This window comes from Rhodospirillales bacterium (assembly GCA_023898765.1).
GTDB lineage: Bacteria > Pseudomonadota > Alphaproteobacteria > Micavibrionales > Micavibrionaceae.
In genome coordinates this window covers 677,864-701,780 of record CP060238.1, presented here as the reverse complement: position 1 = coordinate 701,780, position 23,917 = coordinate 677,864, and the positions used below count along the sequence as shown (strand labels likewise).

The 23,917-nt window shown below is 54.4% G+C and carries 33 protein-coding genes; all 33 read right to left on the bottom strand.

All coding sequences use genetic code 11. From position 1 onward, the window contains the following. Positions 1 to 58 precede the first annotated feature (58 nt). The gene (rplQ, locus tag H6853_03375; protein USO04325.1) at positions 59 to 547 is read right to left on the bottom strand and encodes a 50S ribosomal protein L17; all 489 of its coding nucleotides are present in this window, start codon (positions 545 to 547) and stop codon (positions 59 to 61) included. Positions 548 to 586: 39 nt separating this feature from the next. Continuing rightward, positions 587 to 1,609 (bottom strand): DNA-directed RNA polymerase subunit alpha, encoded by a 1,023-nt coding sequence (locus tag H6853_03370; GenBank protein ID USO04324.1) that lies wholly within the window; start codon positions 1,607 to 1,609, stop codon positions 587 to 589. A gap of 33 nt (positions 1,610 to 1,642) precedes the next feature. Further along, on the bottom strand, positions 1,643 to 2,035 hold the full coding sequence (gene rpsK / locus H6853_03365; GenBank protein ID USO04323.1) for a 30S ribosomal protein S11: 393 nt from the start codon (positions 2,033 to 2,035) through the stop codon (positions 1,643 to 1,645). Positions 2,036 to 2,048: 13 nt separating this feature from the next. Then, the gene (gene rpsM / locus H6853_03360; GenBank protein ID USO04322.1) at positions 2,049 to 2,429 is read right to left on the bottom strand and encodes a 30S ribosomal protein S13; all 381 of its coding nucleotides are present in this window, start codon (positions 2,427 to 2,429) and stop codon (positions 2,049 to 2,051) included. A gap of 161 nt (positions 2,430 to 2,590) precedes the next feature. Beyond that, positions 2,591 to 3,184: an adenylate kinase gene (locus tag H6853_03355; protein USO04321.1), complete on the bottom strand. Its 594-nt coding sequence runs from the start codon at positions 3,182 to 3,184 to the stop codon at positions 2,591 to 2,593. Next, positions 3,181 to 4,533 carry a preprotein translocase subunit SecY gene (gene secY / locus H6853_03350; GenBank protein ID USO04320.1) on the bottom strand — a complete coding sequence of 451 codons (1,353 nt, stop codon included), beginning with the start codon at positions 4,531 to 4,533 and terminating at the stop codon, positions 3,181 to 3,183. Before secY ends, H6853_03355 begins: the two co-directional genes overlap by 4 nt. A gap of 130 nt (positions 4,534 to 4,663) precedes the next feature. Beyond that, entirely contained in the window at positions 4,664 to 5,158 is a 495-nt protein-coding gene (locus tag H6853_03345; protein USO04319.1) for a 50S ribosomal protein L15, read from the bottom strand. Between the two features lie 14 nt (positions 5,159 to 5,172). Beyond that, complete coding sequence (gene rpmD, locus H6853_03340; GenBank protein USO04318.1) at positions 5,173 to 5,460, bottom strand: 50S ribosomal protein L30; 288 nt, start codon at positions 5,458 to 5,460, stop codon at positions 5,173 to 5,175. Between the two features lie 14 nt (positions 5,461 to 5,474). Continuing rightward, a complete protein-coding gene (rpsE, locus tag H6853_03335; GenBank protein USO04317.1) occupies positions 5,475 to 6,056 on the bottom strand; it encodes a 30S ribosomal protein S5 in 582 nt (193 codons plus the stop codon). A 43-nt stretch (positions 6,057 to 6,099) separates the two neighbouring features. Next, a complete protein-coding gene (gene rplR, locus H6853_03330) occupies positions 6,100 to 6,474 on the bottom strand; it encodes a 50S ribosomal protein L18 (GenBank protein USO04316.1) in 375 nt (124 codons plus the stop codon). Further along, positions 6,474 to 7,007, bottom strand: coding sequence for a 50S ribosomal protein L6 (gene rplF / locus H6853_03325; GenBank protein ID USO04315.1), 534 nt, complete (start codon positions 7,005 to 7,007; stop codon positions 6,474 to 6,476). The genes rplR and rplF overlap by 1 nt, the downstream gene beginning before the upstream one ends. A gap of 48 nt (positions 7,008 to 7,055) precedes the next feature. Continuing rightward, entirely contained in the window at positions 7,056 to 7,454 is a 399-nt protein-coding gene (gene rpsH, locus H6853_03320) for a 30S ribosomal protein S8 (GenBank protein USO04314.1), read from the bottom strand. Between the two features lie 17 nt (positions 7,455 to 7,471). Further along, positions 7,472 to 7,777, bottom strand: a complete 306-nt coding sequence (gene rpsN / locus H6853_03315; GenBank protein USO04313.1) for a 30S ribosomal protein S14 — start codon at positions 7,775 to 7,777, stop codon at positions 7,472 to 7,474. A 20-nt stretch (positions 7,778 to 7,797) separates the two neighbouring features. Then, entirely contained in the window at positions 7,798 to 8,340 is a 543-nt protein-coding gene (gene rplE, locus H6853_03310; GenBank protein USO04312.1) for a 50S ribosomal protein L5, read from the bottom strand. 18 nt (positions 8,341 to 8,358) lie between these two features. Next, positions 8,359 to 8,667, bottom strand: coding sequence for a 50S ribosomal protein L24 (gene rplX, locus H6853_03305; protein USO04311.1), 309 nt, complete (start codon positions 8,665 to 8,667; stop codon positions 8,359 to 8,361). A gap of 28 nt (positions 8,668 to 8,695) precedes the next feature. After that, on the bottom strand, positions 8,696 to 9,064 hold the full coding sequence (rplN, locus tag H6853_03300) for a 50S ribosomal protein L14 (protein ID USO04310.1): 369 nt from the start codon (positions 9,062 to 9,064) through the stop codon (positions 8,696 to 8,698). Between the two features lie 2 nt (positions 9,065 to 9,066). Beyond that, entirely contained in the window at positions 9,067 to 9,429 is a 363-nt protein-coding gene (gene rpsQ / locus H6853_03295) for a 30S ribosomal protein S17 (protein USO04309.1), read from the bottom strand. A 22-nt stretch (positions 9,430 to 9,451) separates the two neighbouring features. Then, a complete protein-coding gene (rpmC, locus tag H6853_03290) occupies positions 9,452 to 9,646 on the bottom strand; it encodes a 50S ribosomal protein L29 (protein ID USO04308.1) in 195 nt (64 codons plus the stop codon). Between the two features lie 30 nt (positions 9,647 to 9,676). Then, complete coding sequence (gene rplP / locus H6853_03285; GenBank protein ID USO04307.1) at positions 9,677 to 10,090, bottom strand: 50S ribosomal protein L16; 414 nt, start codon at positions 10,088 to 10,090, stop codon at positions 9,677 to 9,679. Positions 10,091 to 10,151: 61 nt separating this feature from the next. After that, on the bottom strand, positions 10,152 to 10,838 hold the full coding sequence (rpsC, locus tag H6853_03280) for a 30S ribosomal protein S3 (GenBank protein USO04306.1): 687 nt from the start codon (positions 10,836 to 10,838) through the stop codon (positions 10,152 to 10,154). A 3-nt stretch (positions 10,839 to 10,841) separates the two neighbouring features. Next, positions 10,842 to 11,441: a 50S ribosomal protein L22 gene (rplV, locus tag H6853_03275; protein ID USO04305.1), complete on the bottom strand. Its 600-nt coding sequence runs from the start codon at positions 11,439 to 11,441 to the stop codon at positions 10,842 to 10,844. A gap of 20 nt (positions 11,442 to 11,461) precedes the next feature. Then, a complete protein-coding gene (gene rpsS / locus H6853_03270; GenBank protein USO04304.1) occupies positions 11,462 to 11,737 on the bottom strand; it encodes a 30S ribosomal protein S19 in 276 nt (91 codons plus the stop codon). Further along, positions 11,737 to 12,564, bottom strand: a complete 828-nt coding sequence (rplB, locus tag H6853_03265; protein USO04303.1) for a 50S ribosomal protein L2 — start codon at positions 12,562 to 12,564, stop codon at positions 11,737 to 11,739. The genes rpsS and rplB overlap by 1 nt, the downstream gene beginning before the upstream one ends. Positions 12,565 to 12,576: 12 nt before the next feature. Further along, complete coding sequence (locus tag H6853_03260; protein USO04302.1) at positions 12,577 to 12,897, bottom strand: 50S ribosomal protein L23; 321 nt, start codon at positions 12,895 to 12,897, stop codon at positions 12,577 to 12,579. Positions 12,898 to 12,902: 5 nt separating this feature from the next. Then, on the bottom strand, positions 12,903 to 13,526 hold the full coding sequence (gene rplD / locus H6853_03255; GenBank protein USO04301.1) for a 50S ribosomal protein L4: 624 nt from the start codon (positions 13,524 to 13,526) through the stop codon (positions 12,903 to 12,905). Between the two features lie 5 nt (positions 13,527 to 13,531). Next, positions 13,532 to 14,293, bottom strand: coding sequence for a 50S ribosomal protein L3 (gene rplC / locus H6853_03250; GenBank protein USO04300.1), 762 nt, complete (start codon positions 14,291 to 14,293; stop codon positions 13,532 to 13,534). Between the two features lie 80 nt (positions 14,294 to 14,373). Continuing rightward, a complete protein-coding gene (gene rpsJ / locus H6853_03245; GenBank protein ID USO04299.1) occupies positions 14,374 to 14,697 on the bottom strand; it encodes a 30S ribosomal protein S10 in 324 nt (107 codons plus the stop codon). A 31-nt stretch (positions 14,698 to 14,728) separates the two neighbouring features. Then, positions 14,729 to 15,904: an elongation factor Tu gene (gene tuf, locus H6853_03240; protein ID USO04298.1), complete on the bottom strand. Its 1,176-nt coding sequence runs from the start codon at positions 15,902 to 15,904 to the stop codon at positions 14,729 to 14,731. 37 nt (positions 15,905 to 15,941) lie between these two features. Beyond that, the gene (locus H6853_03235) at positions 15,942 to 16,154 is read right to left on the bottom strand and encodes a hypothetical protein (protein ID USO04297.1); all 213 of its coding nucleotides are present in this window, start codon (positions 16,152 to 16,154) and stop codon (positions 15,942 to 15,944) included. A gap of 1 nt (position 16,155) precedes the next feature. Beyond that, positions 16,156 to 18,273: an elongation factor G gene (gene fusA, locus H6853_03230; protein ID USO04296.1), complete on the bottom strand. Its 2,118-nt coding sequence runs from the start codon at positions 18,271 to 18,273 to the stop codon at positions 16,156 to 16,158. A 42-nt stretch (positions 18,274 to 18,315) separates the two neighbouring features. Beyond that, positions 18,316 to 18,852, bottom strand: coding sequence for a 30S ribosomal protein S7 (rpsG, locus tag H6853_03225; GenBank protein USO04295.1), 537 nt, complete (start codon positions 18,850 to 18,852; stop codon positions 18,316 to 18,318). 50 nt (positions 18,853 to 18,902) lie between these two features. Beyond that, positions 18,903 to 19,286 (bottom strand): 30S ribosomal protein S12, encoded by a 384-nt coding sequence (locus H6853_03220; protein USO04294.1) that lies wholly within the window; start codon positions 19,284 to 19,286, stop codon positions 18,903 to 18,905. Positions 19,287 to 19,616: 330 nt separating this feature from the next. After that, on the bottom strand, positions 19,617 to 23,828 hold the full coding sequence (gene rpoC, locus H6853_03215) for a DNA-directed RNA polymerase subunit beta' (GenBank protein USO04293.1): 4,212 nt from the start codon (positions 23,826 to 23,828) through the stop codon (positions 19,617 to 19,619). Positions 23,829 to 23,917 lie beyond the last annotated feature (89 nt).

Sequence of the window (23,917 nt, the reverse complement as noted above, 5' to 3'; positions counted from 1 at the left end):
CCTTTAACAAAAAACGGCCCTTGCGGGGCCGTTTTGAATTTTCAACTCTGGAAAGGCTTTAAGCCGTTTTCTTTTTCTTGGCTCTTGGCTTTTCTTCGACAGGCGCTTCGGCGGTGATTTCCTCACCGTCTTCATCAAAGACAGGGCCGCTGTCCTGACCTTTGGCGCTTTCATCGCGGTCCACCAGCTCAATAACGGCCATCGGCGCATTGTCGCCGTAGCGGAAACCGGCTTTCATGATCCGGCAATAGCCGCCTTCGCGGCCTTCATACCGTTCGGCCAGCGTATCGAAGATCTTGCGGGTCTGCGTTTGATCCCGCAGTCTGGACATCACCTCACGGCGGTTTGCCAGCGCGTTTTCCGGGTTGGCCCGCGCCTTTTTGCCCCATGTAATGAGCTTTTCAACAAGAGGACGAAGCTCTTTGGCTTTGGGCAGGGTCGTCGTGATCTGCTCGTGCTTTACCAGCGCCGCCGCCATATTCGCGAACATCGCCTGCCGGTGAGGGCTTTTCCGGTTCAGTTTTCTTTGTTTAACGCCGTGTTTCATGGCTTTTATTCCTTACAAATATAATTTCCGGTTTTGCCCTTAGGAGTTAAAGGGGTCATCCAGTTTTTTGGCCAGTTCTTCGATATTCTCGGGCGGCCATCCTTCGACCTGCATGCCCAGATGAACGCCCATCGCGGTCAGAACTTCCTTGATCTCGTTCAGAGATTTCCGTCCAAAATTCGGCGTGCGGAGCATATCGCTTTCGCTGCGCTTCACCAGATCGCCGATATAAAGGATATTGTCGTTTTTCAGGCAATTGGCGCTGCGGACGGACAGTTCCAGTTCGTCCACTTTCCGCAGAAGGTTTTTGTTGAACGGCAGTTCGTCTTCTTCTTCCTGATGCACTTCGCCTTTGGGCTCGTCGAAGTTTACAAAGACCTGAAGCTGGTCCTGCATAATGCGGGAGGCAAAAGCCACCGCATCTTCGGGCGAAATAACGCCGTTGGTTTCGATCTGCAGCGTCAGTTTATCGTAGTCCGTGATTTGTCCGACCCGCGTATCTTCGACTTCATAGGTGACTTTACGCACCGGCGAGAAAACGGAATCGACGGGGATCAGGCCGACAGGGGACTCTTCCGGACGGTTTTGCGCCGCCGGACGGTACCCCTTCCCTGTATTCACCGTCATTTCCATGTTGAGTTTTGCCCCTTTATCCAGCGTGCAGATAACCAGCTCGGGGTTCATGATTTCGATATCCGCGCCGGCTTCAATCATACCGGCCGTGACTTCGCAAGGGCCTTCGACGGACAGGCGCATTTTCTTCGGTCCTTCCACATGCATGCGCACGGCGATGGCCTTTACGTTCAGAATAATGTCCGTGATGTCTTCGCGAACCCCTTCAATCGAAGAGAATTCATGCAACACGCCTTCAATCTGGATCGCCGTTACGGCCGCCCCTTGCAGGGAGGAAAGCAAAATACGGCGCAGCGCGTTTCCGAGCGTGAGGCCAAACCCGCGCTCCAGCGGTTCCGCGACGATTTTTCCGCTTACTTTTGAATCGGCCCCGTGATTGATATCGATTTTGGACGGTTTAATGAGTTCCTGCCAGTTTTTCTGTATCAAGGTCTTATCCTCTTCTCTCTCTTTTCCTGTTCGTTAAACGCGGCGTCTTTTCCGCGGACGGCATCCGTTGTGCGGGATCGGCGTAATATCTTTAATGGAACGAATGATAAAGCCGATCGAGTTCAAAGCACGCAAGGCCGATTCACGTCCGGATCCCGGTCCCTTCACCTGGACGTCCAGTTCTTTCATCCCGTGTTCCTGTGCTTTGCGGCCTGCATCTTCTGCGGCCACCTGAGCGGCAAAAGGCGTGGATTTCCGCGACCCTTTAAAGCCCATCATGCCGGCGGAAGACCACGACACGGTATTGCCCTGATCATCCGTAATCGTAATGATCGTATTGTTGAAGGTCGAAACCACGTGCACCCTGCCGGACGTGATATTCTTTTTAACCTTCTTACCCGGTTTTTTTACTGCTGGTTTTGCCATGAGTCTTTATTCCTTACTTCGTAACCTGTTTTTTACCGGCGATCGGCCTCGCGGGACCTTTACGGGTCCGGGCGTTGGTGCGCGTACGCTGGCCGCGGACAGGAAGGTGTTTACGATGGCGCAGGCCCCGATAACAGGCCATATCCATCAAACGCTTGATATTCATGGACACTTCGCGGCGAAGCTCCCCTTCAATTATATATTTGCCGGAATCGATGATCGCGCGAATATTGTTCAGTTCGTCTTCGCTTAAATCGTTCATGCGGCGGGCTGTGCTGACGCCTGCTTCTTCACAAATATCCCGCGCTTTTTGCCGGCCTATCCCGTGGATATAGGTCAGTGCGATTGTGACGCGCTTGCGGTCAGGAATATTTACCCCTGCTATACGGGCCATGTTTTCATCCTTTTTTCGGTTATCTCAAACGATGCCGTAATATCAGCATCTACACTCCCAAAACCCTGAAAACACTCACTTTTACGCAAAAGCAAAATACGCGCAGGGGTCTTAGAATGCGCGCATTATAGGGATTTTGCCCGAGCCGTCAACAGCTATTTTTACGCCGCCTGCGCCGCTTTCAAAAATCCGTCGATTTGTTCGGAAACATCGTCAATCGGCGCCATGCCGTCCACCTTGCTCATAATCCCCACTGCCTCGTAATAAGGGATAATCGGCGCGGTCTGGTTACGATACACCTCAAGGCGCTTGCGCAGCGTTTCTTCGTTATCGTCCGCCCGGACTTCCTGACCGGCTTCCTTGGCCTGACGGATACGGGTATTGAGCCGTCCGACGAGTTCGTCTTCATCCACGATGATCTGGATCACGGCGCTTAAGGGCTTTCCCTTATCCTCCAGCATGGCGTCCAGCGCCTGCGCCTGATCGACCGTGCGGGGAAAACCGTCAAAAATAGCGCCGCTCGCGCAATCCGGCTGTTCCAGCCGCGCCGCGATCATATCGACGATAATTTCATCGGAAACCAGTTCCCCGCGATCCATGATGGCCTTGGCTTTTTTCCCAAGCTCGGACCCGGCGGAGACTTCCGCACGGAGCATATCGCCGGTCGAAAGCTGCTTCAGCCCGTATTTGTCCTGTATAAAAGCAGCCTGCGTGCCTTTTCCGGCCCCCGGCGGGCCAATCAGAATAATATTCATCGTCCGCGTCTCCCTGTTCCTCTGAGTTTTGCTTTTTTAATCAGCCCTTCATATTGGTGCGCAATCATGTGCGAGTGCACCTGCGCGACCGTATCCATCGTCACCGTCACCACAATGAGCAAGGAGGTGCCGCCGAAATAAAAGGGCAGGCTGTATTGCGAAATCATAAATTCCGGCAGCAGGCAGATAAAGACAAGGTATAACCCGCCAATAGCCGTCACCCGCGTTAAAACATGGTCCAGGTAATCCGCCGTATGTTTTCCGGGGCGGATGCCGGGGACAAAACCGCCGTATTTACGCAGCATCTCCGCATTTTCTTCCGGATTGAAAACGATCGCCGTGTAGAAAAATGCAAAAAACAGGATCAGGCCGCCGTAAAGCAGCATATAGACCGGCTGCCCGTGCTGTAAAAAACGGGCGATCGTGGCGGTAATATCGCCCCCTTCCGTGCCGGTAAAGCCCACGATGGTCAAAGGCAAAAGCAGCAGGGAAGAAGCAAAAATGGGCGGAATAACGCCGGACGTATTCAGTTTGAGCGGAATATGGTTTTGCTGCCCCATCTGCATCTGGTTGCCCATCTGGCGCTTGGGATACTGCACCACCACGCGGCGCTGGGCCCGCTCCATAAAGACGATCAATGAAATGGCGCCGATAACCATGCCCACAAGGAAAAGGAGTTCCAGCAAATTAAACTGCCCCTGACGGCCCAGTTCCAGAGTCGAGCCGATAGCGCGCGGCATACCGGCCACGATCCCCGCGAAGATAATCAGGGAGATGCCGTTCCCGACCCCGCGCTGCGTAATTTGTTCGCCCAGCCACATCAGGAAGACCGTTCCGCCGACAATCGTTATAACGGTTGAAAGACGGAAGAAGATGCCCGGATCGATCACGGCCGCGCCGGAAGAGCTTTGCATGCCTTCCAGGCCGACCGCCAGGCCATAAGACTGGATGGCTGCCAGAATAACCGTCAGGAAACGCGTGTACTGGTTAATCTTGACCCGTCCGCTCTCGCCTTCTTTTTTGAGCGCTTCGAGTTTGGGCGACATCGCCGTCCCAAGCTGCATAATAATGGAGGCCGAAATATAAGGCATGATGTTCAGCGCAAAGATCGTCATGCGCTGCAACGCCCCGCCGGAAAACATGTTGAACATATCCAGAATGCCGCCGCCTTTTTGGGAATAGATTTCCTCCCAGATCACGGGATCGATTCCCGGCACGGGAATATAGGTCCCGAGGCGGTAAACCAGAAGCGCCCCCAGCACGAACATAATACGCTGTTTCAGCTCCGTGGCCTTGGAAAAAGCACCCCAGTTTGCGTTTTTCGCCAGTTGTTCAATGGCAGACGTCATAAAAGTTATCCTTAATTTGAAACTTATGAAGATATAGAGAATTTACGAAGGGCAGACAAGCGCTTATAGGACAAAAAATAACCCCCGCAAAAAAAGCGGGGGTTATAGAAAAACCCGTCTTTAAAAAACGCTAGGAGGCTTTTTTACGCGCGATCGGCGCGACTTCGATTTGAATGATCTCGACCTTTCCGCCCGCTTTTTCAACGGCTTCGATGGCGCCCTTGGTGGCGCCGGAAAGCTTCAGATTCACCTTGGTTTTCAGCTCACCTTTGGCCAGAAGCCGCACGCCGTCTTTTTTGCGGCGGATAATTTTCGCTTTCACCAAGGCGTCTTCATCGAGCGTGTCCTTGGCATCGACCAGCTTTTTATCCAGCGCCGCCTGCAGCCTCGCGAGCGTCAGTTCCGTATAGGATCTGGCAAATTTGTTTTTAAATCCGCGTTTGGGCAAACGCTGGTAGAGGGGCATCTGCCCGCCTTCAAAGCCTTTGATGGCCACGCCGGAGCGGGATTTCTGACCTTTTTGGCCGGACCCGCAGGTTTTCCCTTTACCGGAGCCAATACCGCGCCCGACACGTTTTCCTGCAGGCGTTGCCCCTTTATTCGGTTTTAATTCATTCAGTTTCATTGCCCTAAAATCCCTTAAGCCGCGTCATCCACTTTGATCAAGTGGCTGACTTTGTTAATCATTCCGCGCACAGACGGCGTATCTTCCAGCGTTTTTGTCCGCCCGATTCTCCCCAGCCCCAAACCGACAAGCGTGGCCTTCTGATAGTCATAACGGCCTATCGAAGACCCTGTCTGTGTCACCGTTACGGTTTTACCGGCTGCTTTTTTTGCCGCCGGTTTTTTCGCTGCAGCCTTTTTAGGCGCTGCTTTTTTGGAAGCCGCCGGCGTCGCCTTTTTGGTTGTTTTCTTTTCTTCAGCCATAATAACTATTCCCTCTACGCTTTGTCTTCAGCCGTTGCCGTTTCGCCGCTCATCTCGCCGCTGGGACGAGAGATTTCACGTTGCGCAACCACTTCGCTCACTTTTTTGCCGCGCCGCGCCGCAATCTGGCGCGGGCTCTGCATCGTTTTCAGAGCTTCCAGAGTCGCTTTCACCATGTTGTAAGGATTGCTGGAACCGAGCGATTTGGCCACCACGTCCTGCACGCCCAGCGCATCGAAAATCGCCCGCAAAGGACCGCCAGCGATAACGCCTGTTCCGCTCGGAGCGCTGCGCAGATGGATTTTTCCGGCGCCGAAGATCCCCTCAACGTCATGGTGAAGGGTCCGGCCGTCCCGCAGCGGCACGCGGATCATGCTGCGCTTTGCCGCTTCCGTTGCCTTCCGAATCGCTTCCGGCACTTCCTTGGCTTTTCCGTGGCCTGAGCCCACACGGCCTTTTCCGTCCCCGACAACCACCAAAGCGGCAAAACCGAAACGGCGACCCCCTTTGACCACTTTGGCCACACGGTTTACCGCGACAAGTTTCTCATGAAACTCGCTCTCTTCGTTGTGGTGTCTTTCTTCAGCTCTTGCCATTCTTCAGATACTCCTTAAAAAATTTGTCGTCGTCTTTGACTTTTTAAAAATCCACGCCGCCTTCACGGGCGCCCTCTGCCAGGGCTTTCACCCGGCCATGATACAAAAATTCACCGCGGTCAAACTGAACCTTCTTCACGCCCGCTTTTTTCGCGCGCTCCGCCAGAAGCTTTCCGACCGCCTGCGCAGCTTCGGCATTGCCGCCGTTTTTCAGCTTCAACTCCTTGTCCAGGCTGGAAGCCGCCGCGACGGTCACCCCTTTCAGGTCATCGATCACCTGCGCGTAGACCTGCTTGTTCGTGCGGTGCACGGACAGGCGCGGGCGAATTTCACGCACGGCATTCTGGTTGATATTCACGTTCCGCAGCTTTTTGCGCGTTCCGAATTTTCTTTTTGTATTTGCGTTTAAACGTTTCATTACTTCTTCTTACCCTCTTTGCGCAAAACATATTCGTCTTTATAGCGAATACCTTTTCCCTTATATGGCTCCGGCGGTTTGTAACCGCGGATTTTCGCGGCCACCTGCCCGACCAGCTGTTTGTCGATTCCGCTCACGCTGATGAGGGTTTGTTTATCGACGGCCACCTGGACGCCTTGGGGAATTTCATACTCCACGTCATGGCTGAAACCAAGCTGCATCACGATCTTGTTGCCCTGCATATTGGCCCGGTAACCGACCCCCTGAATTTCGAGGTTTTTTGTATATCCCTCCGTCACGCCCACCACAAGGTTGTTCACCAGCGTCCGCATGGTCGGAAACAGTTTTTTGGCCTGCAGGGATCTGGAACGCGGCGCGAAAACGGCTGCGCCGTCTTCCATCTTCACGGACACCTCGTCATGCACCCGCAGACTGAGTTCCCCTTTCGGGCCCTTTGCTTTCACATTCTGGCCGGACACGTCCAGCGTGACGCCTTCCGGAACCGCAACAGGTTTATTTCCAATACGTGACATCTCTTCTTTTCCTTTTCATTCCTCAATGGCTCTCGCCTTCACTTTACCCTAGAAGACGCGGCACAAAACCTCTCCGCCGACATTTTCAGACCGGGCTTTATGATCCGCCATCACGCCATGGGGCGTAGAAACGACGGAAATACCCAAACCGTTATAGTAAGGCGGCAGGTCTTTAATCCTCGAATAAACCCGCTGGCCCGGCGAAGACACCCGGCTGATCTCGCGAATGGCAGACTCGCCCTGATCGTATTTCAGCTCGATTCTGAGGTCTTTCTTGCTGCCTTCCAGTTCCACGACCTTGAAACCGCGGATAAATCCCTCGTCCCGCAAAACACGGCAAACATTCTCCCGCAGTTTGGACCATGGGCAGTTTATCACGCTTTTGCGCGCCTGCGCCCCGTTCCGGATGCGGGTCAACATATCTCCTAAAGGATCACTCATTGTCATTGTTCAAAATCCTCTTCCTACCAACTTGCTTTCGTAACACCGGGCAGTTCGCCTCTGGATGCCAAATCTCTTACAGATATACGCGACAGGCGGAATTTCCGGTGATGCGCGCGCGGGCGGCCGCTCAAAGCGCAGCGGTTGCGAACGCGCGTCTTGGACGAATCCCGTGACAACTCAGCCAGTTTCAGCACGGCGGCAAACCGTTCTTCCATGCCTGTTTCCTTGTTGCCGATTATCTTTTTCAGCGCCGCACGTTTTCCGGCCAGACTTTTGACCCGTTTGCGCCGCTTCAAATCCCGTTCAATTGAACATTTTTTTGCCATTTATCTTTCCTTTTTCCTCGTCAATTCTTGAAAGGCAGCTTGAAGCCGCGCAGTAATTCTTTTGCGTCTGCATCATTGCTTGCGGTCGTGCAAATAACGATGTCCATGCCGCGGATTTTGTCCACCTTGTCATAGTTGATTTCCGGGAACACGATATGTTCCTGAATCCCCATGGCGTAGTTCCCCCGCCCGTCGAAGCTCTTGCCGTTCAGGCCGCGAAAGTCACGCACCCGCGGCAAGGCGATCGTTATCAGCCGGTCCAGAAATTCGTACATCTGCTCGCGGCGCAGCGTCACTTTGCATCCCAGCGCCATGTCTTCGCGCACTTTGAACGCCGCATTGGATTTCTTGGCCCGCGTGATAACAGGCTTCTGACCGGCAATAAGCGCCAGGTCTTCCGCCGCGCTTTCCACGGCCTTGCGGTCCTGCGTGGCATCGCCGACACCCATATTGATGACGATCTTATCCAGCTTCGGAATCTGAAGATCGTTTTGAATGCCGAGCTTTTCCTTCAAAGCGGGCCTGATATCTTTTTCGTAAATCTCTTTATAACGCGGTTGCATCTCTTGCTTACCTTTTATCTAATCAATCGTTTCGCCGGATTTTTTGGCAATCCGTACTTTTTTACCGTCTTTTAAAACCTTGTACCCTGCGCGGGTGGCCTTGCCCCCTTTCGGGTCGGCCAGCGCCACGTTGGAGACGTCAATCGACAATTCCGTTTTTTCAATTCCGCCCGGGGACATCTGGGTCGGCTTCTTGTGTTTTGTCGCGACGTTCACGCCCTGTACGATAACGCGCCGTTTTGCGGTCAAAACTTTCAGCACCTCGCCTTTTTTGCCCTTGTCTTTTCCGGCGATAACGACAACGGAATCACCTTTTTTAACCTTCATTTTATTTACTTTTTGAGGCGCAGACATTTTAAAGGACCTCCCCTGCCAGAGAAATAATTTTCATGTACCCTTTTCCGCGCAGCTCACGTGTGACAGGGCCGAAAATCCGGGTACCGACCGGCTCGCCCTGCGCGTTAATCAGCACGCAGCTATTCGTATCGAAAGAGATTTTTTCGCCGTTCGCGCGGTTCAGGCCGTGTTTTGTCCGCACGATGACGGCGCGCTGCACATCTCCTTTTTTGACGCGTCCGCGCGGAATGGCTTCCTTCACGGAGACGATCACCACATCGCCGATATTCGCAGTGCGGCGGTGCGACCCGCCGATCACCTTGATACACTCGACGCGGCGAGCGCCCGAGTTATCGGCAACTTCCATATTTGATTGCATCTGGATCATGACTAATCTTCTTTTTTCTTCGTTGTTGTCTTTTTGGCGGCCGGTTTTTTAGCCGCGGATTTCTTGTCTGCCGTTTTTTTCGGCGCTGCTTTCTTCGCGTCCGGCTTCACCTCTTTCGCGGGGGCCGCATCGACGCCGTCCGTTATAACACGCCAGCATTTACGCTTTGAAATGGGCGCACATTCAACGATCTGGATATGATCCCCGGTCTTGAAAGCGTTATTTTCATCATGCGCGGCGTATTTGTTCGTGCTCTTGATATATTTTTTGTACATCGGATGCATGAAGCGGCGCTCGACCAGAACCGTGACGGTCTTGTCCATTTTATCGCTAACAACAGTGCCTTCCAAAACGCGGCGTGGCATGACTTTTCTCCTTCAATTCTTGTTATGCAGCTTTTTCTTGCTGGCGTATCATTGTTTTCACCCTGGCAATCTCGCGGCGGGTTTTCCGAATCTCTGCCGTATTCTCGAGCTGTCCTCCGGATTGCTGGAAACGCAGGTTGAGCTGCCCTTTCCGAAGATCCAGCAGCATCTTCGTCAGTTCATCAACCGTCTTCCCTTTCAATTCTTCCGCTTTCATTACCGTAATCCTTCTTATCTTCTTTCTCTTTTATTCACCCAGACGGGCGACAAACTTCGTTTCAACAGGCAGTTTGGCTGCCGCCAGCGTCAGCGCCTCTTGCGCGAGAACTTTCGGCACGCCGTCCAGTTCGAACATAATCCGGCCCGGCTTCACACGCGCGGCCCAGAATTCGACGGACCCTTTCCCTTTCCCCTGCCGCACTTCCAGAGGTTTTTTGGAAACCGGCACATCCGGAAAAATACGAATCCAGATTTTCCCCTGCCGCTTGATGTGGCGTGCAATCGTCCGGCGGGCCGCTTCGATCTGGCGGGCCGTAATCCGCTCCGGCGATACCGCTTTCAGGCCGTAAGCGCCGAAAGCCAGGCTGCTGCCCCCTTTGGCATTTCCATGGATGCGCCCCTTATGGGCTTTTCTGTATTTCGTTTTCTTTGGCTGTAACATTGTCTTATACCATCACTTAGAATTATGTAATTTATATGCCGTATATCCTGTTAAAAATATTCTACCGGCGCTGCATACCGCCTTGCGCTTCGTCCATCCGTTTGTCGCGGGCCAGCGGGTCATGGGCCATTACCTCGCCCTTATAGATCCAGACCTTCACCCCGATAATCCCGTAAGTGGTCAGGGCTTCGGCAAAACCGTAATCCAGATCGGCGCGCAGCGTATGCAGCGGCACACGGCCTTCGCGGTACCATTCCGTCCGCGCAATATCCGCGCCGCCCAGACGGCCGGCCACGTTAATCCGGATACCAAGCCCGCCCAGACGCTGTGTGCTCTGGACCGCGCGTTTCATGGCGCGGCGGAAAGAAACGCGGCGTTCAAGCTGCTGGCAAACACCTTCGGCCACAAGCTGCGCATCAATTTCGGGTTTACGAATCTCGACAATATTCAAAGCCACATCGCTGCCGGCCCGCTTGGAGAGCTGCCCGCGCAGTTTTTCGATGTCTGCCCCTTTTTTGCCGATAATCATACCCGGACGCGCGGTGTAAACCGTGACGCGCGTATTTTTTGCGGCGCGTTCAACCATGACCTTGGAAATACCGGCAGGTTTCAGCGTTTCCTGAACATATTTCCGCAGCTCAAGATCCTGAACGAGTTTGTCCGCATAATTGCGATCGTCAAACCAGCGGGAATCCCATGTGCGATTGACCCCGACGCGAATACCGATTGGATTAACCTTCTGACCCATTTTCTATTCCTTATCCTTTTTTGTTTCAGCCTTTGTAGATTTGGCCGGCGCTTTCTTCGCCGCCGGCTTTTTGGCTGTTGCCTTTTTCTCAGTGTCTTTCTTCTCTGCTGTCTTCTTCGGCGCGGCCTTCTTTGGAGCGGTTTCCTTTTTGGCTTCTTCTTTTTTCTCAGGTGTCTTTTTGCTTTCCGTTTTCTTCGGCGCGGCTTTTTTGGCAGGTGCTTTGACCATTTCGTCTTCGCGCTCGCGCACCACCACCGTCAGACGGCTGAAAGGCTTCATAATCTTCGCGCTGCGCCCGCGCGCCCGCGCCCGCCAGCGTTTCATCATAATGTCTTTTCCGACATAGGCTTCGGCAACATACAGGCGGTCAACATCCAGGCCGTGATTGTTTTCCGCGTTGGAAACGGCGGACTTAAGAACCTCATGCACGGCTTTTGCGATCCGGCGGGGCGAAAATTCCAGATCCGTGAGGGCTTTTCCGGCGGATTTTCCGCGGATCATCTGTGCAACCAGATTCAGCTTCTGCGGAGAGGTCCGCAAATGCTTTGCCATTGCCCGCGCCTCGTTATCGGCGGCTCGTTTTTTGTTTTCTGTCTGTCCCATAACCTTAAACCTTCAAATGTTTATTTCTTCGCTTTCTTGTCGGCCGCATGCCCGTAATAGGTCCGGGTCGGCGCGAACTCGCCGAGCTTGTGACCGATCATCTGGTCCGTAACCAAAACCGGAATAAACTTGTTCCCGTTATGGACCCCGAAGGTAATGCCGATCATCTGCGGCAAAATCGTAGAGCGGCGGGACCAGGTTTTCACAACCCCTTTTTGAGCGCCCGAGCGAAACGCCTCTACCTTCTTCAGAAGATGACGGTCTACGAACGGACCTTTCCAGATACTTCTAGCCATTATTTTTTCTTCCTTTTCCGAATGATGTATTTATCGGTCGTTTTATTCTTACGTGTCTTATATCCCTTCGCCGGAACGCCTGTCGGGCTGACAGGATGACGGCCGCCGGAGGATTTTCCTTCTCCACCGCCATGCGGGTGATCGACCGGGTTCATCACCACGCCGCGCACACTCGGACGGCGGCCTTTCCAGCGGGTGCGCCCGGCCTTTCCGTCATTCGTATTCATGTGATCCGGGTTGGAAACGGCTCCGACCGTTGCCATGCAGTCCTGATGCACGGTACGAAGCTCGCCGGAGGCCAGTTTCACCTGGGCATAACCCTGGTCACGGCCGACAAGCTGCGCATAGGTCCCGGCGCTGCGGCACATTTGCGCGCCTTTCCCCGGCTTCATTTCAAGATTGTGAATAATCGTCCCGACCGGCATCGCCTTCATCGGCATGGCATTGCCCGGTTTGATATCCGCTTTGTCCCCGGCGATGACTTTATCGCCAACCCGCAGACGCTGGGGCGCCACGATATAGGCTTTTTCGCCGTCTTTATATTCAATCAGGGCAATGTAAGCCGTGCGGTTCGGATCATATTCCAGACGCAGGACCGTGGCCTCCACATCGTATTTGCGGCGCTTCCAGTCGATCACACGGTATTTCTGCTTATGCCCGCCGCCGCGGTGACGCACGGTAATGCGACCCGTATTGTTCCGTCCGCCGGACTTTCTCTTGCCTTCCAGCAAGGTTTTTTCCGCCTGACCTTTATACAAGCCCGAACGGTCAACCTGAACCAGTTGACGTGTGCCCGGCGTTCTTGGTTTAAAATTTTTCAGTGCCATCGGTCTTGATCCCTAAATTCCTGTTCCAACATCAATCGTCTGACCTTCTTCCAGAGAGACGATCGCTTTTTTAACATCTTTCCGCCGCGCCTGGATTCCTTTGAAACGTTTGGTCTTTCCTTTTTGAACCAGCGTGTTTACGCCCTTTACCTTCACCTTGAAGAGCGTTTCAACAGCTGTTTTAATCCGCGGTTTCGACGCGGAAAGCGGTACGCAAAACGTCACCTGCCCGTGTTCGGACCCCATCGTGGATTTTTCGGTCACAACGGGATGAGAGATGATTTCATACATCCACTCCGCCGCTGCCGCTTCTGTTTTTTTCTTCGCAGCCATAATTTTTAACCCTTCAGTTTTTCTGTCAGATCGCTGACAGCTTCTTTTGTCAGCACCAGGGTGTCCCGGCGCAAAATGTCATACACGTTCGCCCCCTGGGACGGCAGCACATCGATTCCCGGAAGGTTCGCCGTGGCGCGCGCGAAATTCGGGTCAATCTCTTTCCCGCCGACGATCACGGCGGACCCGAACCCGAACTTGCCGAGCATGGCAGCCATCGGTTTGGTCTTGTGGTCCTTGGCTTTGGCCTCGTCGATCACGATAAGCTTTCCGTCTTTTGCTTTGGAAGACAGGGCCGTTTTCATCGCAAGCTTGCGAACGTTTTTCGACATTGCGATCGCATGGGAGCGAACGCGCGGGCCGTGCACAACCCCTCCGCCGCGGTCGATATTGCGTTTGTTATCTCCCCGGCGGGCGCTGCCCGTTCCTTTCTGTTTGAAAGGCTTTTTACCTGTTCCGGCAACTTCGGAACGTTCTTTGGTTTTGTGCGTTCCGGCCTGACGGCGGCTCAGCTGGTAATTAACCATCTGGTGCAGGAGGTCCTGACGAACGTCTGCGCCAAAAACCTCATCGTCCAGCGTTATTTCACCGGCGGCCTTGTTCTCAAGTGTTTTAACGGCAACTTTCATGGTTTTTATTCCTTGTCCTCAGCATGTTCCGGGGCGGTTTCTTCGGCATCCGCGGCAGCAACAACCGGCTCTGCTTTTGCCTCGGCCTTTGCCTCCTGTTTGACACCGGCAGGGAGAGGAGCTTCTTTCGGCAGCGCTTTTTTCACGGCGTCTGTCACCAGAACCCATCCATCCTTCGGACCGGGTACGGAGCCTTTAATCAAAACGAGATTGTCTTCCTCATCAATGCCCACAACTTCAAGGCTCTGCGTTGTCACGCGGGCCGCGCCCATGTGACCGGCCATTTTCTTGCCTTTAAAGACCCTGCCGGGGTCCTGACACTGACCGGTGGAGCCCAAAGCACGGTGAGAAACGGATACGCCGTGCGTGGCGCGCATCCCGCCGAAATTATGCCGCTTCATTCCGCCCTGAAACCCCTTACCGATAGAGGTCCCGCAGACATCGACATACTGGCCGGGCACAAAATGGCTTGCGACAATCTCCGCGCCCACTTCCGGCACATTTGCCGGATCGACCCGGAACTCGGCCACTTTTTTCTTCGGCTCCACCTTGGAGGCCGCGAAAACGCCGCGCATGGCTTTGGAGGTCTGCTTGACCTTCGCCGCGCCGGCGCCAAGCTGCACAGCCGTATAGCCGTGCTTTCCTTCTTCCCGAATCCCGGTAACCTGGCAATTGTCAATTTTGAGCACGGTGACAGGAATACGGCGCCCCTCTTCAGAGAAGATCCGCGTCATTCCTTCCTTACGTGCAATTACACCTGTTCTCATTTTCTTTTTCCTTCCAGAGGGTGGCCTTTCCCGGGTCACCTTAGATCCAGCCGCACCATGCGACAGGACAGTTTCAAAACCTACGCGGCCATCTGGCCGATTTTAATTTCGACATCGACACCCGCCGCCAGATCCAGCTTCATCAGCGCATCGACGGTTTGCGGTGTCGGGTCAAGAATTTCGATCAGGCGCTTGTGCGTGCGCATTTCGAAATGCTCCTGCGATTTTTTGTCCACGTGCGGTGAACGCAAAACCGTAAAACGTTCTTTTCTGGTCGGCAGCGGAATAGGGCCGCGCACGCCGGCGCCTGTGCGCTTGGCGGTATTCACAATCTCACCCGTCGACGTATCCAGGATACGGTGATCGAATGCTCTCAAGCGAATGCGTATTGTTTGTGCGTCCATTATTCCGCTGCCTTCCTAAGTTCCTTAATATCTACTCGATAATTTTTGCCACAACGCCGGCGCCGACAGTGCGGCCGCCTTCGCGGATAGCAAAACGCAAGCCCTCATCCATCGCGATCGGCGCGATCAGGTTCACTTCCATCTCGCAGTTATCGCCGGGCATCACCATTTCCGTTCCTTCAGGCAAAATCACCTCACCCGTCACGTCCGTTGTCCGGAAGTAAAACTGGGGACGGTAGTTTTTGAAGAAAGGTGTGTGGCGGCCGCCTTCGTCTTTCGACAGGATATAGGCTTCGGCCTTGAACTTCGTGTGCGGCGTAATCGAGCCGGGTTTGCAAAGAACCTGACCGCGCTCCACTTCGTCGCGTTTCGTTCCCCGCAAAAGCGCGCCGATATTGTCGCCGGCTTCTCCGCTGTCCAGAAGTTTGCGGAACATTTCAACGCCCGTGATCGTCGTTTTTTGCGTGTCTTTGATTCCCACAATCTCGACCTCGTCACCGACATTCACAACGCCCTGTTCTACACGGCCCGTGCAAACGGTTCCACGGCCGGAAATCGAGAACACGTCCTCGATCGGCATCAGGAAAGGTTTGTCTTTCGGACGCTCGGGCTGCGGAATGTACTCGTCAACGGCTTTCATCAGCTCTTTAATAGAGTTCTCACCAATCTCCGGATCGCGCCCTTCAACGGCTGCCAAAGCGGAGCCTTTGATAATCGGAATATCGTCTCCGGGGAATTCGTAAGAGGAAAGCAGTTCGCGCACTTCCATCTCAACCAGTTCCAGCAGTTCTTCATCGTCCACCTGATCCACTTTGTTCAGGTAAACAACCAGAGCAGGAACACCCACCTGACGCGCCAGCAGGATGTGCTCGCGGGTTTGCGGCATCGGGCCGTCCGCGGCGTTCACAACCAGAATACCGCCGTCCATTTGCGCGGCGCCCGTAATCATGTTTTTCACGTAGTCCGCGTGTCCGGGGCAGTCCACATGCGCATAGTGACGTTTTTCCGTTTCGTATTCCACGTGCGCCGTCGAAATCGTAATACCGCGGGCTTTTTCTTCCGGCGCCTTGTCGATCGCGTCCACGCTCTCGCCCGCGCCGTAAAATTTTGCAATCGCCGCCGTCAGCGTCGTTTTTCCATGGTCAACGTGACCGATGGTTCCGATATTGCAGTGCGGTTTGTTCCGCTCAAACTTTTCCTTAGACATTTTTTCTTCTCCTTAGTTTATCTGGTTATCTAGTTACCTAAAATCTTAGCCCTACACCAGGCGCTTTTCTTAAACCTGCAATAGTTTGCATATCCAGTTTCCCAAAACTCGTTATATACGCCCCGCCGAAACCACAAGAAACTTGTGTCCAATGCTGTTTTGGCCGAACCGGATCATCATTCAAAAGACGCCCAACTGTTTCTGTGTCTTTAAAATAACTTGTCAAAATTTCTACAGGTTGCTCAGTCATACTACCCCGCCAGCTTCGCTTTGACTTCTTCCGCCACGGCATTGGGCACAGGTTCGTAATGATCGAACAGCATGGAGTAGTTCGCCCGTCCCTGCGACATGGAGCGCAGCGTATTGATATACCCGAACATATTGGCCAGCGGCACCATCGCGGTCACGACTTTTGCGTTTCCGCGCTCTTCCATCGAAGACACCTGCCCGCGGCGCGAGTTCAAATCGCCGATAATGTCGCCCATATATTCTTCCGGCGTCACGACCTCGACCCGCATCATGGGCTCCAGCAACTGGGGCCCCGCTTTTTGCATCGCCTCTTTGAAAGCGGCGCGCGCGGCAATTTCGAAAGCCATGACACTGGAGTCCACATCGTGGTAAGCCCCGTCAAACAGGTCGATTTCGAAGTCGATCACGGGGAAGCCGGCGATAATGCCTGTTTCCTTGGCCTGATCGATCCCTTTTTGAACGCCGGGAATGTATTCTTTTGGAATGTTCCCGCCGACAACGCTGTTGACGAATACAAAGCCCGCGCCTTTTTCAGCCGGTTTAATCCTGAACTGTATCCGCGCAAACTGACCGGAGCCGCCCGTTTGTTTTTTGTGGGTGTAGTCGACTTCAGCTTCTTTCGTGATGGTTTCACGGTAAGCCACTTGCGGCGCGCCGATATTGGCTTCCACCTTGAATTCGCGCTTCATCCGGTCCACAAGGATATCCAGATGGAGTTCCCCCATCCCCTTGATGATCGTCTGCCCGCTTTCATGATCGACCGCCACACGGAACGAAGGATCTTCGGCCGCCAGACGCTGCAGGGCAATTCCCATTTTCTCCTGGTCCGCCTTACTCTTCGGCTCGACCGCAATCTCGATCACAGGCTCCGGAAACTCCATCCGCTCCAGAACGATGGGATGCGCCGGATCGCAGAGCGTATCGCCCGTTGTGGTGTCTTTCAGGCCCACCAGCGCGACAATATCGCCGGCGCTTGCGGACTTGATCTCTTCCCGGTTGTTGGAGTGCATGAGCAACATCCGCCCGATACGCTCTTTATTGTTTTTTACAGAGTTAACCACGTAAGACCCGGACTCAAGCGTCCCGGAATAGATACGGGCGAATGTCAGGGACCCCACGAACGGGTCGTTCATAATCTTGAAAGCCAGCGCGGAAAATGGCGCCTTGGCATCGGACGGACGGGAATCGTCTTCGTCGCTGTCCACTTTCTTCCCTTTCATCACGCCCACATCCAGCGGGGAGGGGAGATATTCCACAACACAATCCAGCATCGGCTGGACCCCTTTGTTTTTAAAGGCAGATCCGCAGATCGTCGGATAGAAAGCCCCTGCGATCGTTCCCTTGCGAATGCAGGCTTTGAGGGTTTTTTCATCCGGCTCATTGCCTTCAAGATAGGCTTCCATGGCCGCATCGTCCTGCTCGACAGCCGTTTCAATCAGCTTCTCGCGGTATTCCGCCGCTTTATCGGCAAGGTCCGCCGGAATTTCCTCCTCCTGGAAAGAGGCTCCCAGCGTTTCGGCATTCCAGATAATCGCCTTCATTTTGACGAGATCAACCACACCGGCAAAATCGCTTTCAGCCCCGATCGGGAGCTGAATGACAAGGGGAACGGCTCCCAGACGGTCAATGATAGATTTAACGGAAGCGTAAAAATCCGCGCCGATCTTGTCCATTTTATTGACAAAAATTACGCGCGGAACCTTGTATTTGTCTCCCTGACGCCAGACAGTTTCGGTTTGAGGCTCCACGCCGGCATTCCCGTCCAGCACGCAAACGGCCCCATCCAGCACGCGCAGGCTCCGCTCCACCTCGATCGTAAAGTCCACGTGGCCGGGGGTATCGATAATGTTCAGGCGGAAGGTTTCGCCCGGCGCAATTCCGCCCTCGGAACCTTTCCAGAAAGTCGTCGTGGCGGCGGAGGTAATCGTAATCCCGCGCTCCTGCTCCTGCTCCATCCAGTCCATCGTCGCGGCGCCATCATGCACTTCCCCGATTTTGTGGGATTTCCCGGAATAGTAAAGAACGCGCTCGGTGGTTGTCGTTTTACCGGCATCGATATGCGCCATAATCCCGAAATTACGGTAGCGTTCGATAGGGGCGTCTAATGATGGGTTTGTCATTTTTTTCTTTAGGTTTTTCTCTAGGGGTTTTTCTTTAAAATTCTACCAGCGGTAATGCGCGAAGGCTTTGTTGGCTTCGGCCATTTTATGCGTATCGTCCCGCTTTTTAACGGCGTTTCCGCGGTCGTTGGCCGCATCCAGTATTTCGTTCGCGAGGCGCTCTTCCATCGTGTATTCGCTGCGTTTGCGCGCCGCAAGAATCACCCAGCGGATCGCCAGCGCCTGTGCGCGCTCGGAACGGACCTCCATCGGAATCTGGTAGGTTGCGCCCCCCACACGACGGGAACGGACCTCCACTTGCGGACGGATCTGTTTCAGCGCCTTGTGAAAAACACGCAGGCCCTTGCTTGCGCCACCGGCCGTGCCGCCGGAAGCCTTACCCTCTTCCGTGCCTTCATCCCCGGTGTCGACATCCTTGGCCTTGCTGTCCAGAATCTCGAGCGCGCCGTAAACGATACCTTCGGCCACAGATTTCTTTCCGTCCACCATAATGCTGTTCATGAATTTGGACAGGACGACATCACCGAATCTCGGATCGGGTAAAATTTCTCTTTTCTCTGCTCTACGCCTTCTGCTCATTCTTTCTTTTCCTTGTCATTCCGGCAAAAAACCGGGGTCTGTTTCATCCTTTATTTCGGCCGTTTCGCTCCGTAACGGGAACGGGCGCCTTTTCTGTCTTTCACGCCCTGCGTATCCAGCGCGCCGCGGATAATCCGGTAACGCACACCCGGCAAGTCCTTGACCCGGCCTCCCTGGATAAGAACGACCGAGTGTTCCTGAAGGTTGTGGCCTTCGCCGGGAATATAACAAATCACCTCATGCCCCGTCGTCAGGCGGACCTTGGCCACTTTCCGCAGCGCAGAGTTCGGTTTTTTCGGCGTTGTCGTGTAAACACGCGTACACACGCCGCGAACCTGCGGGTTGCTTTCCAGCGCCCGGTTTTTCTTGGATTTCATCGCCTTTTTACCGCCTTTTGCGCGGGGGGCGCGGATCAATTGCTGTATTGTTGGCATAAACTGCCTCTCCTTAAATCGCTTCGTTCATGTTTCGGATGGGGTACGCAGGTAAATCTCTCTTTTCAGGTCCTCATACAAGGGCCTCATTTACCTTTGTGAAAAAGAATATCGAGCCGCGTCTAGAGCGCTTTTTTCCTCGTTTTTTGAGGAAAGAGTGCCCTACAGCCAGCCCATCCGATTCCTAATTTCGGGCGGACTATAAGGCTTAAAAGCCCTTTAAGTCAAGCGGTTGTTTAAAAAAAGATGAACGAAAGTCTAAATGCCTTCTTTTGTGAAAAAAAGGGCGCCAAAAGCGCCCTTTTTCAATACTGAATACCGGCGCTCCGCCTACCCCGCAGCCGCTTCCGGTGCATTTTCGGCCTCATCGGCAATTTCGGCTTCCGGCAGGGCTTCCAGCTTCTCTTCTTCGAGAGCCTCTGCCTGCTGCTGCGCGGCCAGCGCGATTTCGTCGCGGTCGGCGGCCAGTTTGCGGATTTTGTTCACATAAGCCCCCGTTCCGGCCGGGATCAGGCGGCCCACAATCACATTTTCCTTCAGCCCGTCCAGACTGTCCACCTTGCCGTTCACGGCCGCATCCGTCAGAACGCGGGTCGTTTCCTGGAAGGAGGCCGCCGAAATGAAGGAACGGGTCTGCAGGGACGCTTTTGTGATCCCCTGCAGCACAGGCTTGCCTTCCGCAACCTGCTTGCCGTTTTCCATGTAGCGGGCGTTCACGGCTTCAAACTCCTCGCGCTCCACATGCTCGCCGACCAGATACGTCGTATCGCCGGGCGTCAGGACTTCGATTTTCTGCATCATCTGGCGGGAAATCACTTCAATATGTTTGTCGTTGATTTTCACCCCCTGTAGCCGGTACACATCCTGAATTTCATTGACCAGATATTCGGCCAGCGCCTCGACGCCCATGATATCCAGAATATCGTGCGGCACCAGAGCCCCGTCCATAAGCGGGTCCCCTTTGCGGACGAAATCCCCTTCCTGAACGGCCATGGGACGGCCTTTGGGAACGAGCAGTTCGCTTGGCTCCTGATTTTTATCTACCGGATTCACGATAATCCGGCGTTTGGATTTATAATCCTTGCCGAATTCCACCTGGCCGTCCACTTCCGCCAGGATAGCAAAATCTTTCGGGCGGCGGGCTTCGAACAGTTCGGCCACACGCGGCAGCCCCCCCGTGATGTCGCGGGTTTTGGATGTTTCGCGCGGAATACGGGCGATCACGTCCCCGGCTCTCACTTCCTGTCCGTTTTCAACGGACAAAACCGTGTCCACCGACAATTGATAGCTGGCTTCCAGACCGTTCGGCAGTTTGAGCGCCTTGCCGCCCGGCCCCGTCAGAGACAGGCGGGGTTTCAGATCTCCGCCCTTGGGCTGGGAACGCCAGTCAATAATAACGCGGGAAGAAATACCGGTCGTATCGTCTGTTTTTTCGGCAATCGAAACATTTTCAACCAGATCGAGGAATTTAACGATCCCGTCTTTTTCCGTGATGATCGGCATGGTGAAGGGGTCCCAGTCCGCCAGTTTCTGGCCGGGTTTGATCGCGGAGCCGTCTTCAACCAGAAGGCGGGCGCCGTAAGGCACACGGTGAGTTGCACGCTCCTTGCCCTTATTGTCTTTCAGGACCATTTCGGTGTTCCGGCCCATCACAATCGAAACGCCTTCCGAATTCTGGACAACGTTCAGGTTCCGGATTTCAACGGTTCCCTCGATGGTCGATTCATAAGAGGACTGCTCGACGCCGCGCTGCGCCGCCCCCCCGATGTGGAACGTCCGCATCGTCAGCTGTGTGCCCGGCTCTCCGATGGACTGGGCCGCCATCACGCCAACAGCCTCTCCCCGGTTCACCCATGTTCCGCGGGCGAGATCCCGTCCGTAACATTTGACGCACACGCCGCGCTTCGTTTCACATGTCAGGGCCGACCGCACCTGAATCACATCAATGCCGGCGGTTTCGATCGCTTCGGCGATTTCCTCGTCGATCATTTCCCCGGCTTTGACAATGACGTTTCCGGACAGCGGGTCCTTCACGTCATAGGGGGAGGTCCGGCCCAGAATACGCTCGGCCAGCGAGACGACGACATCGGCGCCGTTCATGACGGCCTGCAATGTAATGCCGTTTTCCGTCCCGCAATCGTCTTCGGTAATCACGGCATCCTGCGCCACATCCACAAGGCGGCGGGTCAGGTATCCGGAGTTGGCCGTTTTCAGAGCCGTATCGGCCAGACCTTTCCGCGCGCCGTGCGTGGAGTTAAAGTATTCCAGCACGGACAGCCCTTCCTTGAAGTTGGAAATGATCGGCGTTTCGATGATTTCCCCCGACGGCTTGGCCATCAGGCCCCGCATCCCGGCCAATTGCCGGATTTGCGCCGCCGACCCCCGTGCGCCGGAATGGGCCATCATGTAAACGGAGTTCAGTCCGACCTCGTCGCTGTTCGAGATATGGCTCATCATCGCGTCCGCCACATCGTCCGTGCAGCGGGACCAGATATCGACCACCTTGTTGTATTTTTCGCCCTGGGTAATCAGGCCGTCCATATATTGCTGTTCGTATTCGGCCACTTTTCCCTTGGATTCTGCGACCATTTTCTGTTTTTCCTTTGGAATGATCAGGTCGGATTTCCCGAAGGAAATGCCGGCCGTACAGGCATGGCGGAATCCGAGCTTCATAATCCGGTCGCAGAAAATGACCGTCTCTTTCTGGCCGCAGTGACGGTAAACCGTATCGATCAGATTGGTCAGTTCTTTTTTCGTCAAAACCTTGTTGATTTCATCAAAGGAAATATTCGGGTGACGCGGCAGAAGATCGGACAAAATCATCCGCCCGGCCGTGGAATCTACCAGTTTCATGACCTTGTTTCCTTCCGCATCGACACCGTGGTAACGGCATTTGATTTTGGCGTGCAAAGACAGATGGCCTTCGGTAATCGCATGCTGGATTTCTCCGGAGCCGCGGAACACCATGCCTTCGCCCTTTTCACCGTCCCGCGAAATCGTCAGGTAATACAGCCCCAGAACAATGTCCTGAGAGGGCACAATCACCGGCTTTCCGCTTGCGGGAGACAGGATGTTGTTTGTGGACATCATCAAACAGCGGCTTTCCAGCTGCGATTCAATGGACAGCGGCACGTGCACGGCCATCTGGTCCCCGTCAAAGTCGGCGTTAAACGCCGTGCAGACAAGCGGGTGAAGCTGGATGGCTTTTCCTTCAACCAGGACAGGTTCGAAAGCCTGAATGCCGAGGCGGTGAAGCGTCGGGGCCCGGTTCAGCAGGACAGGGTGTTCGCGGATCACCTCTTCCAGAATATCCCAGACTTCGGGACGCTCTTTTTCCACCATCTTCTTGGCGGCCTTGACCGTGTTGGACATGCCGTAAATTTCAAGCTTGTGATAGATAAACGGCTTGAACAGCTCCAGCGCCATTTTTTTCGGCAGGCCGCATTGATGGAGCTTCAGCTCCGGTCCCACCACAATCACGCTCCGGCCGGAATAATCGACCCGTTTTCCCAAAAGGTTCTGACGGAAACGCCCCTGCTTCCCTTTGAGCATATCCGAAAGGGATTTCAGCGGACGTTTGTTTGCCCCTGTAATCACGCGGCCGCGGCGGCCGTTGTCGAACAGCGCATCCACGGATTCCTGCAGCATCCGTTTTTCGTTCCGCACGATAATGTCGGGCGCGCGCAGCTCGATCAGGCGTTTCAGGCGGTTGTTCCGGTTAATCACGCGGCGGTACAGATCGTTCAGGTCGGACGTGGCAAAGCGGCCCCCGTCCAGCGGCACAAGCGGGCGCAGCTCCGGCGGCAGCACAGGCACGACATCCAGAATCATCCATTCCGGGCGGGTGCCCGAGGCGATAAAGGCTTCCAGAAGCTTCAGGCGCTTGACGAGTTTTTTCCGTTTGGCTTCGGAGCCTGTCTCGCGCAATTCTTCTTCAACCTGCACCAGCTCTTCTTCCAGGTTAACGGCCTGCAAAATCTCCTTGATGGCTTCGGCGCCGATGCCGGCGCGGAAATTTTCTTCGCCGTATTCATCCTGCGCATTCATATATTCTTCTTCGGAAAGAAGCTGCATCGGCTTCATCGGCGTCATGCCCGGCTCGATCACCACATAGGCTTCGAAATACAGGATTTTTTCCAGATTTTTCAGCGTCATATCGACCATCAGGCCGATCCGGGACGGCAGGGATTTCAGGAACCAGATATGCGCGACCGGCGCGGCCAGTTCGATATGGCCCATGCGCTCCCGGCGGACTTTGGTCAGGGTGACTTCCACGCCGCATTTTTCGCAGATGATCCCTTTATATTTCATGCGCTTGTACTTGCCGCACAGACATTCGTAATCTTTCACGGGGCCGAAGATACGGGCGCAGAAAAGGCCGTCGCGCTCGGGCTTGAACGTCCGGTAGTTGATCGTTTCCGGCTTTTTCACTTCGCCGAAGGACCAGCTTAAAATCTGCTCCGGCGAGGCGATCGCGATGCGGATAGAGTCAAAACTTTGCGGCCCTTGCGGCTGGCCAAAGAGGTTCATCAATTCGTTCATTTTTCTACCGTCCTTCTTTCAATGTCATCCCGAGCGAAGCCGAGGGATCTTCTTTTTTTAACCACCAAGGCACCAGGTTCACCAAGACT

Bases quoted from the DNA above. Each gene is read 5' to 3' on its own strand.
- rplQ (USO04325.1), bottom strand. From the start codon at position 547: ATGAAACACGGCGTTAAACAAAGAAAACTGAACCGGAAAAGCCCTCAC.
- rpsK (USO04323.1), bottom strand. From the start codon at position 2,035: ATGGCAAAACCAGCAGTAAAAAAACCGGGTAAGAAGGTTAAAAAGAAT.
- rpsM (USO04322.1), bottom strand. From the start codon at position 2,429: ATGGCCCGTATAGCAGGGGTAAATATTCCTGACCGCAAGCGCGTCACA.
- H6853_03355 (USO04321.1), bottom strand. From the start codon at position 3,184: ATGAATATTATTCTGATTGGCCCGCCGGGGGCCGGAAAAGGCACGCAG.
- secY (USO04320.1), bottom strand. From the start codon at position 4,533: ATGACGTCTGCCATTGAACAACTGGCGAAAAACGCAAACTGGGGTGCT.
- H6853_03345 (USO04319.1), bottom strand. From the start codon at position 5,158: ATGAAACTGAATGAATTAAAACCGAATAAAGGGGCAACGCCTGCAGGA.
- rpmD (USO04318.1), bottom strand. From the start codon at position 5,460: ATGGCTGAAGAAAAGAAAACAACCAAAAAGGCGACGCCGGCGGCTTCC.
- rpsE (USO04317.1), bottom strand. From the start codon at position 6,056: ATGGCAAGAGCTGAAGAAAGACACCACAACGAAGAGAGCGAGTTTCAT.
- rplR (USO04316.1), bottom strand. From the start codon at position 6,474: ATGAAACGTTTAAACGCAAATACAAAAAGAAAATTCGGAACGCGCAAA.
- rplF (USO04315.1), bottom strand. From the start codon at position 7,007: ATGTCACGTATTGGAAATAAACCTGTTGCGGTTCCGGAAGGCGTCACG.
- rpsH (USO04314.1), bottom strand. From the start codon at position 7,454: ATGACAATGAGTGATCCTTTAGGAGATATGTTGACCCGCATCCGGAAC.
- rpsN (USO04313.1), bottom strand. From the start codon at position 7,777: ATGGCAAAAAAATGTTCAATTGAACGGGATTTGAAGCGGCGCAAACGG.
- rplE (USO04312.1), bottom strand. From the start codon at position 8,340: ATGCAACCGCGTTATAAAGAGATTTACGAAAAAGATATCAGGCCCGCT.
- rplX (USO04311.1), bottom strand. From the start codon at position 8,667: ATGAAGGTTAAAAAAGGTGATTCCGTTGTCGTTATCGCCGGAAAAGAC.
- rplN (USO04310.1), bottom strand. From the start codon at position 9,064: ATGATCCAGATGCAATCAAATATGGAAGTTGCCGATAACTCGGGCGCT.
- rpsQ (USO04309.1), bottom strand. From the start codon at position 9,429: ATGCCACGCCGCGTTTTGGAAGGCACTGTTGTTAGCGATAAAATGGAC.
- rpmC (USO04308.1), bottom strand. From the start codon at position 9,646: ATGAAAGCGGAAGAATTGAAAGGGAAGACGGTTGATGAACTGACGAAG.
- rplP (USO04307.1), bottom strand. From the start codon at position 10,090: ATGTTACAGCCAAAGAAAACGAAATACAGAAAAGCCCATAAGGGGCGC.
- rpsC (USO04306.1), bottom strand. From the start codon at position 10,838: ATGGGTCAGAAGGTTAATCCAATCGGTATTCGCGTCGGGGTCAATCGC.
- rplV (USO04305.1), bottom strand. From the start codon at position 11,441: ATGGGACAGACAGAAAACAAAAAACGAGCCGCCGATAACGAGGCGCGG.
- rpsS (USO04304.1), bottom strand. From the start codon at position 11,737: ATGGCTAGAAGTATCTGGAAAGGTCCGTTCGTAGACCGTCATCTTCTG.
- rplB (USO04303.1), bottom strand. From the start codon at position 12,564: ATGGCACTGAAAAATTTTAAACCAAGAACGCCGGGCACACGTCAACTG.
- H6853_03260 (USO04302.1), bottom strand. From the start codon at position 12,897: ATGGCTGCGAAGAAAAAAACAGAAGCGGCAGCGGCGGAGTGGATGTAT.
- rplD (USO04301.1), bottom strand. From the start codon at position 13,526: ATGAAAGTTGCCGTTAAAACACTTGAGAACAAGGCCGCCGGTGAAATA.
- rplC (USO04300.1), bottom strand. From the start codon at position 14,293: ATGAGAACAGGTGTAATTGCACGTAAGGAAGGAATGACGCGGATCTTC.
- rpsJ (USO04299.1), bottom strand. From the start codon at position 14,697: ATGGACGCACAAACAATACGCATTCGCTTGAGAGCATTCGATCACCGT.
- tuf (USO04298.1), bottom strand. From the start codon at position 15,904: ATGTCTAAGGAAAAGTTTGAGCGGAACAAACCGCACTGCAATATCGGA.
- H6853_03235 (USO04297.1), bottom strand. From the start codon at position 16,154: ATGACTGAGCAACCTGTAGAAATTTTGACAAGTTATTTTAAAGACACA.
- fusA (USO04296.1), bottom strand. From the start codon at position 18,273: ATGACAAACCCATCATTAGACGCCCCTATCGAACGCTACCGTAATTTC.
- rpsG (USO04295.1), bottom strand. From the start codon at position 18,852: ATGAGCAGAAGGCGTAGAGCAGAGAAAAGAGAAATTTTACCCGATCCG.
- H6853_03220 (USO04294.1), bottom strand. From the start codon at position 19,286: ATGCCAACAATACAGCAATTGATCCGCGCCCCCCGCGCAAAAGGCGGT.
- rpoC (USO04293.1), bottom strand. From the start codon at position 23,828: ATGAACGAATTGATGAACCTCTTTGGCCAGCCGCAAGGGCCGCAAAGT.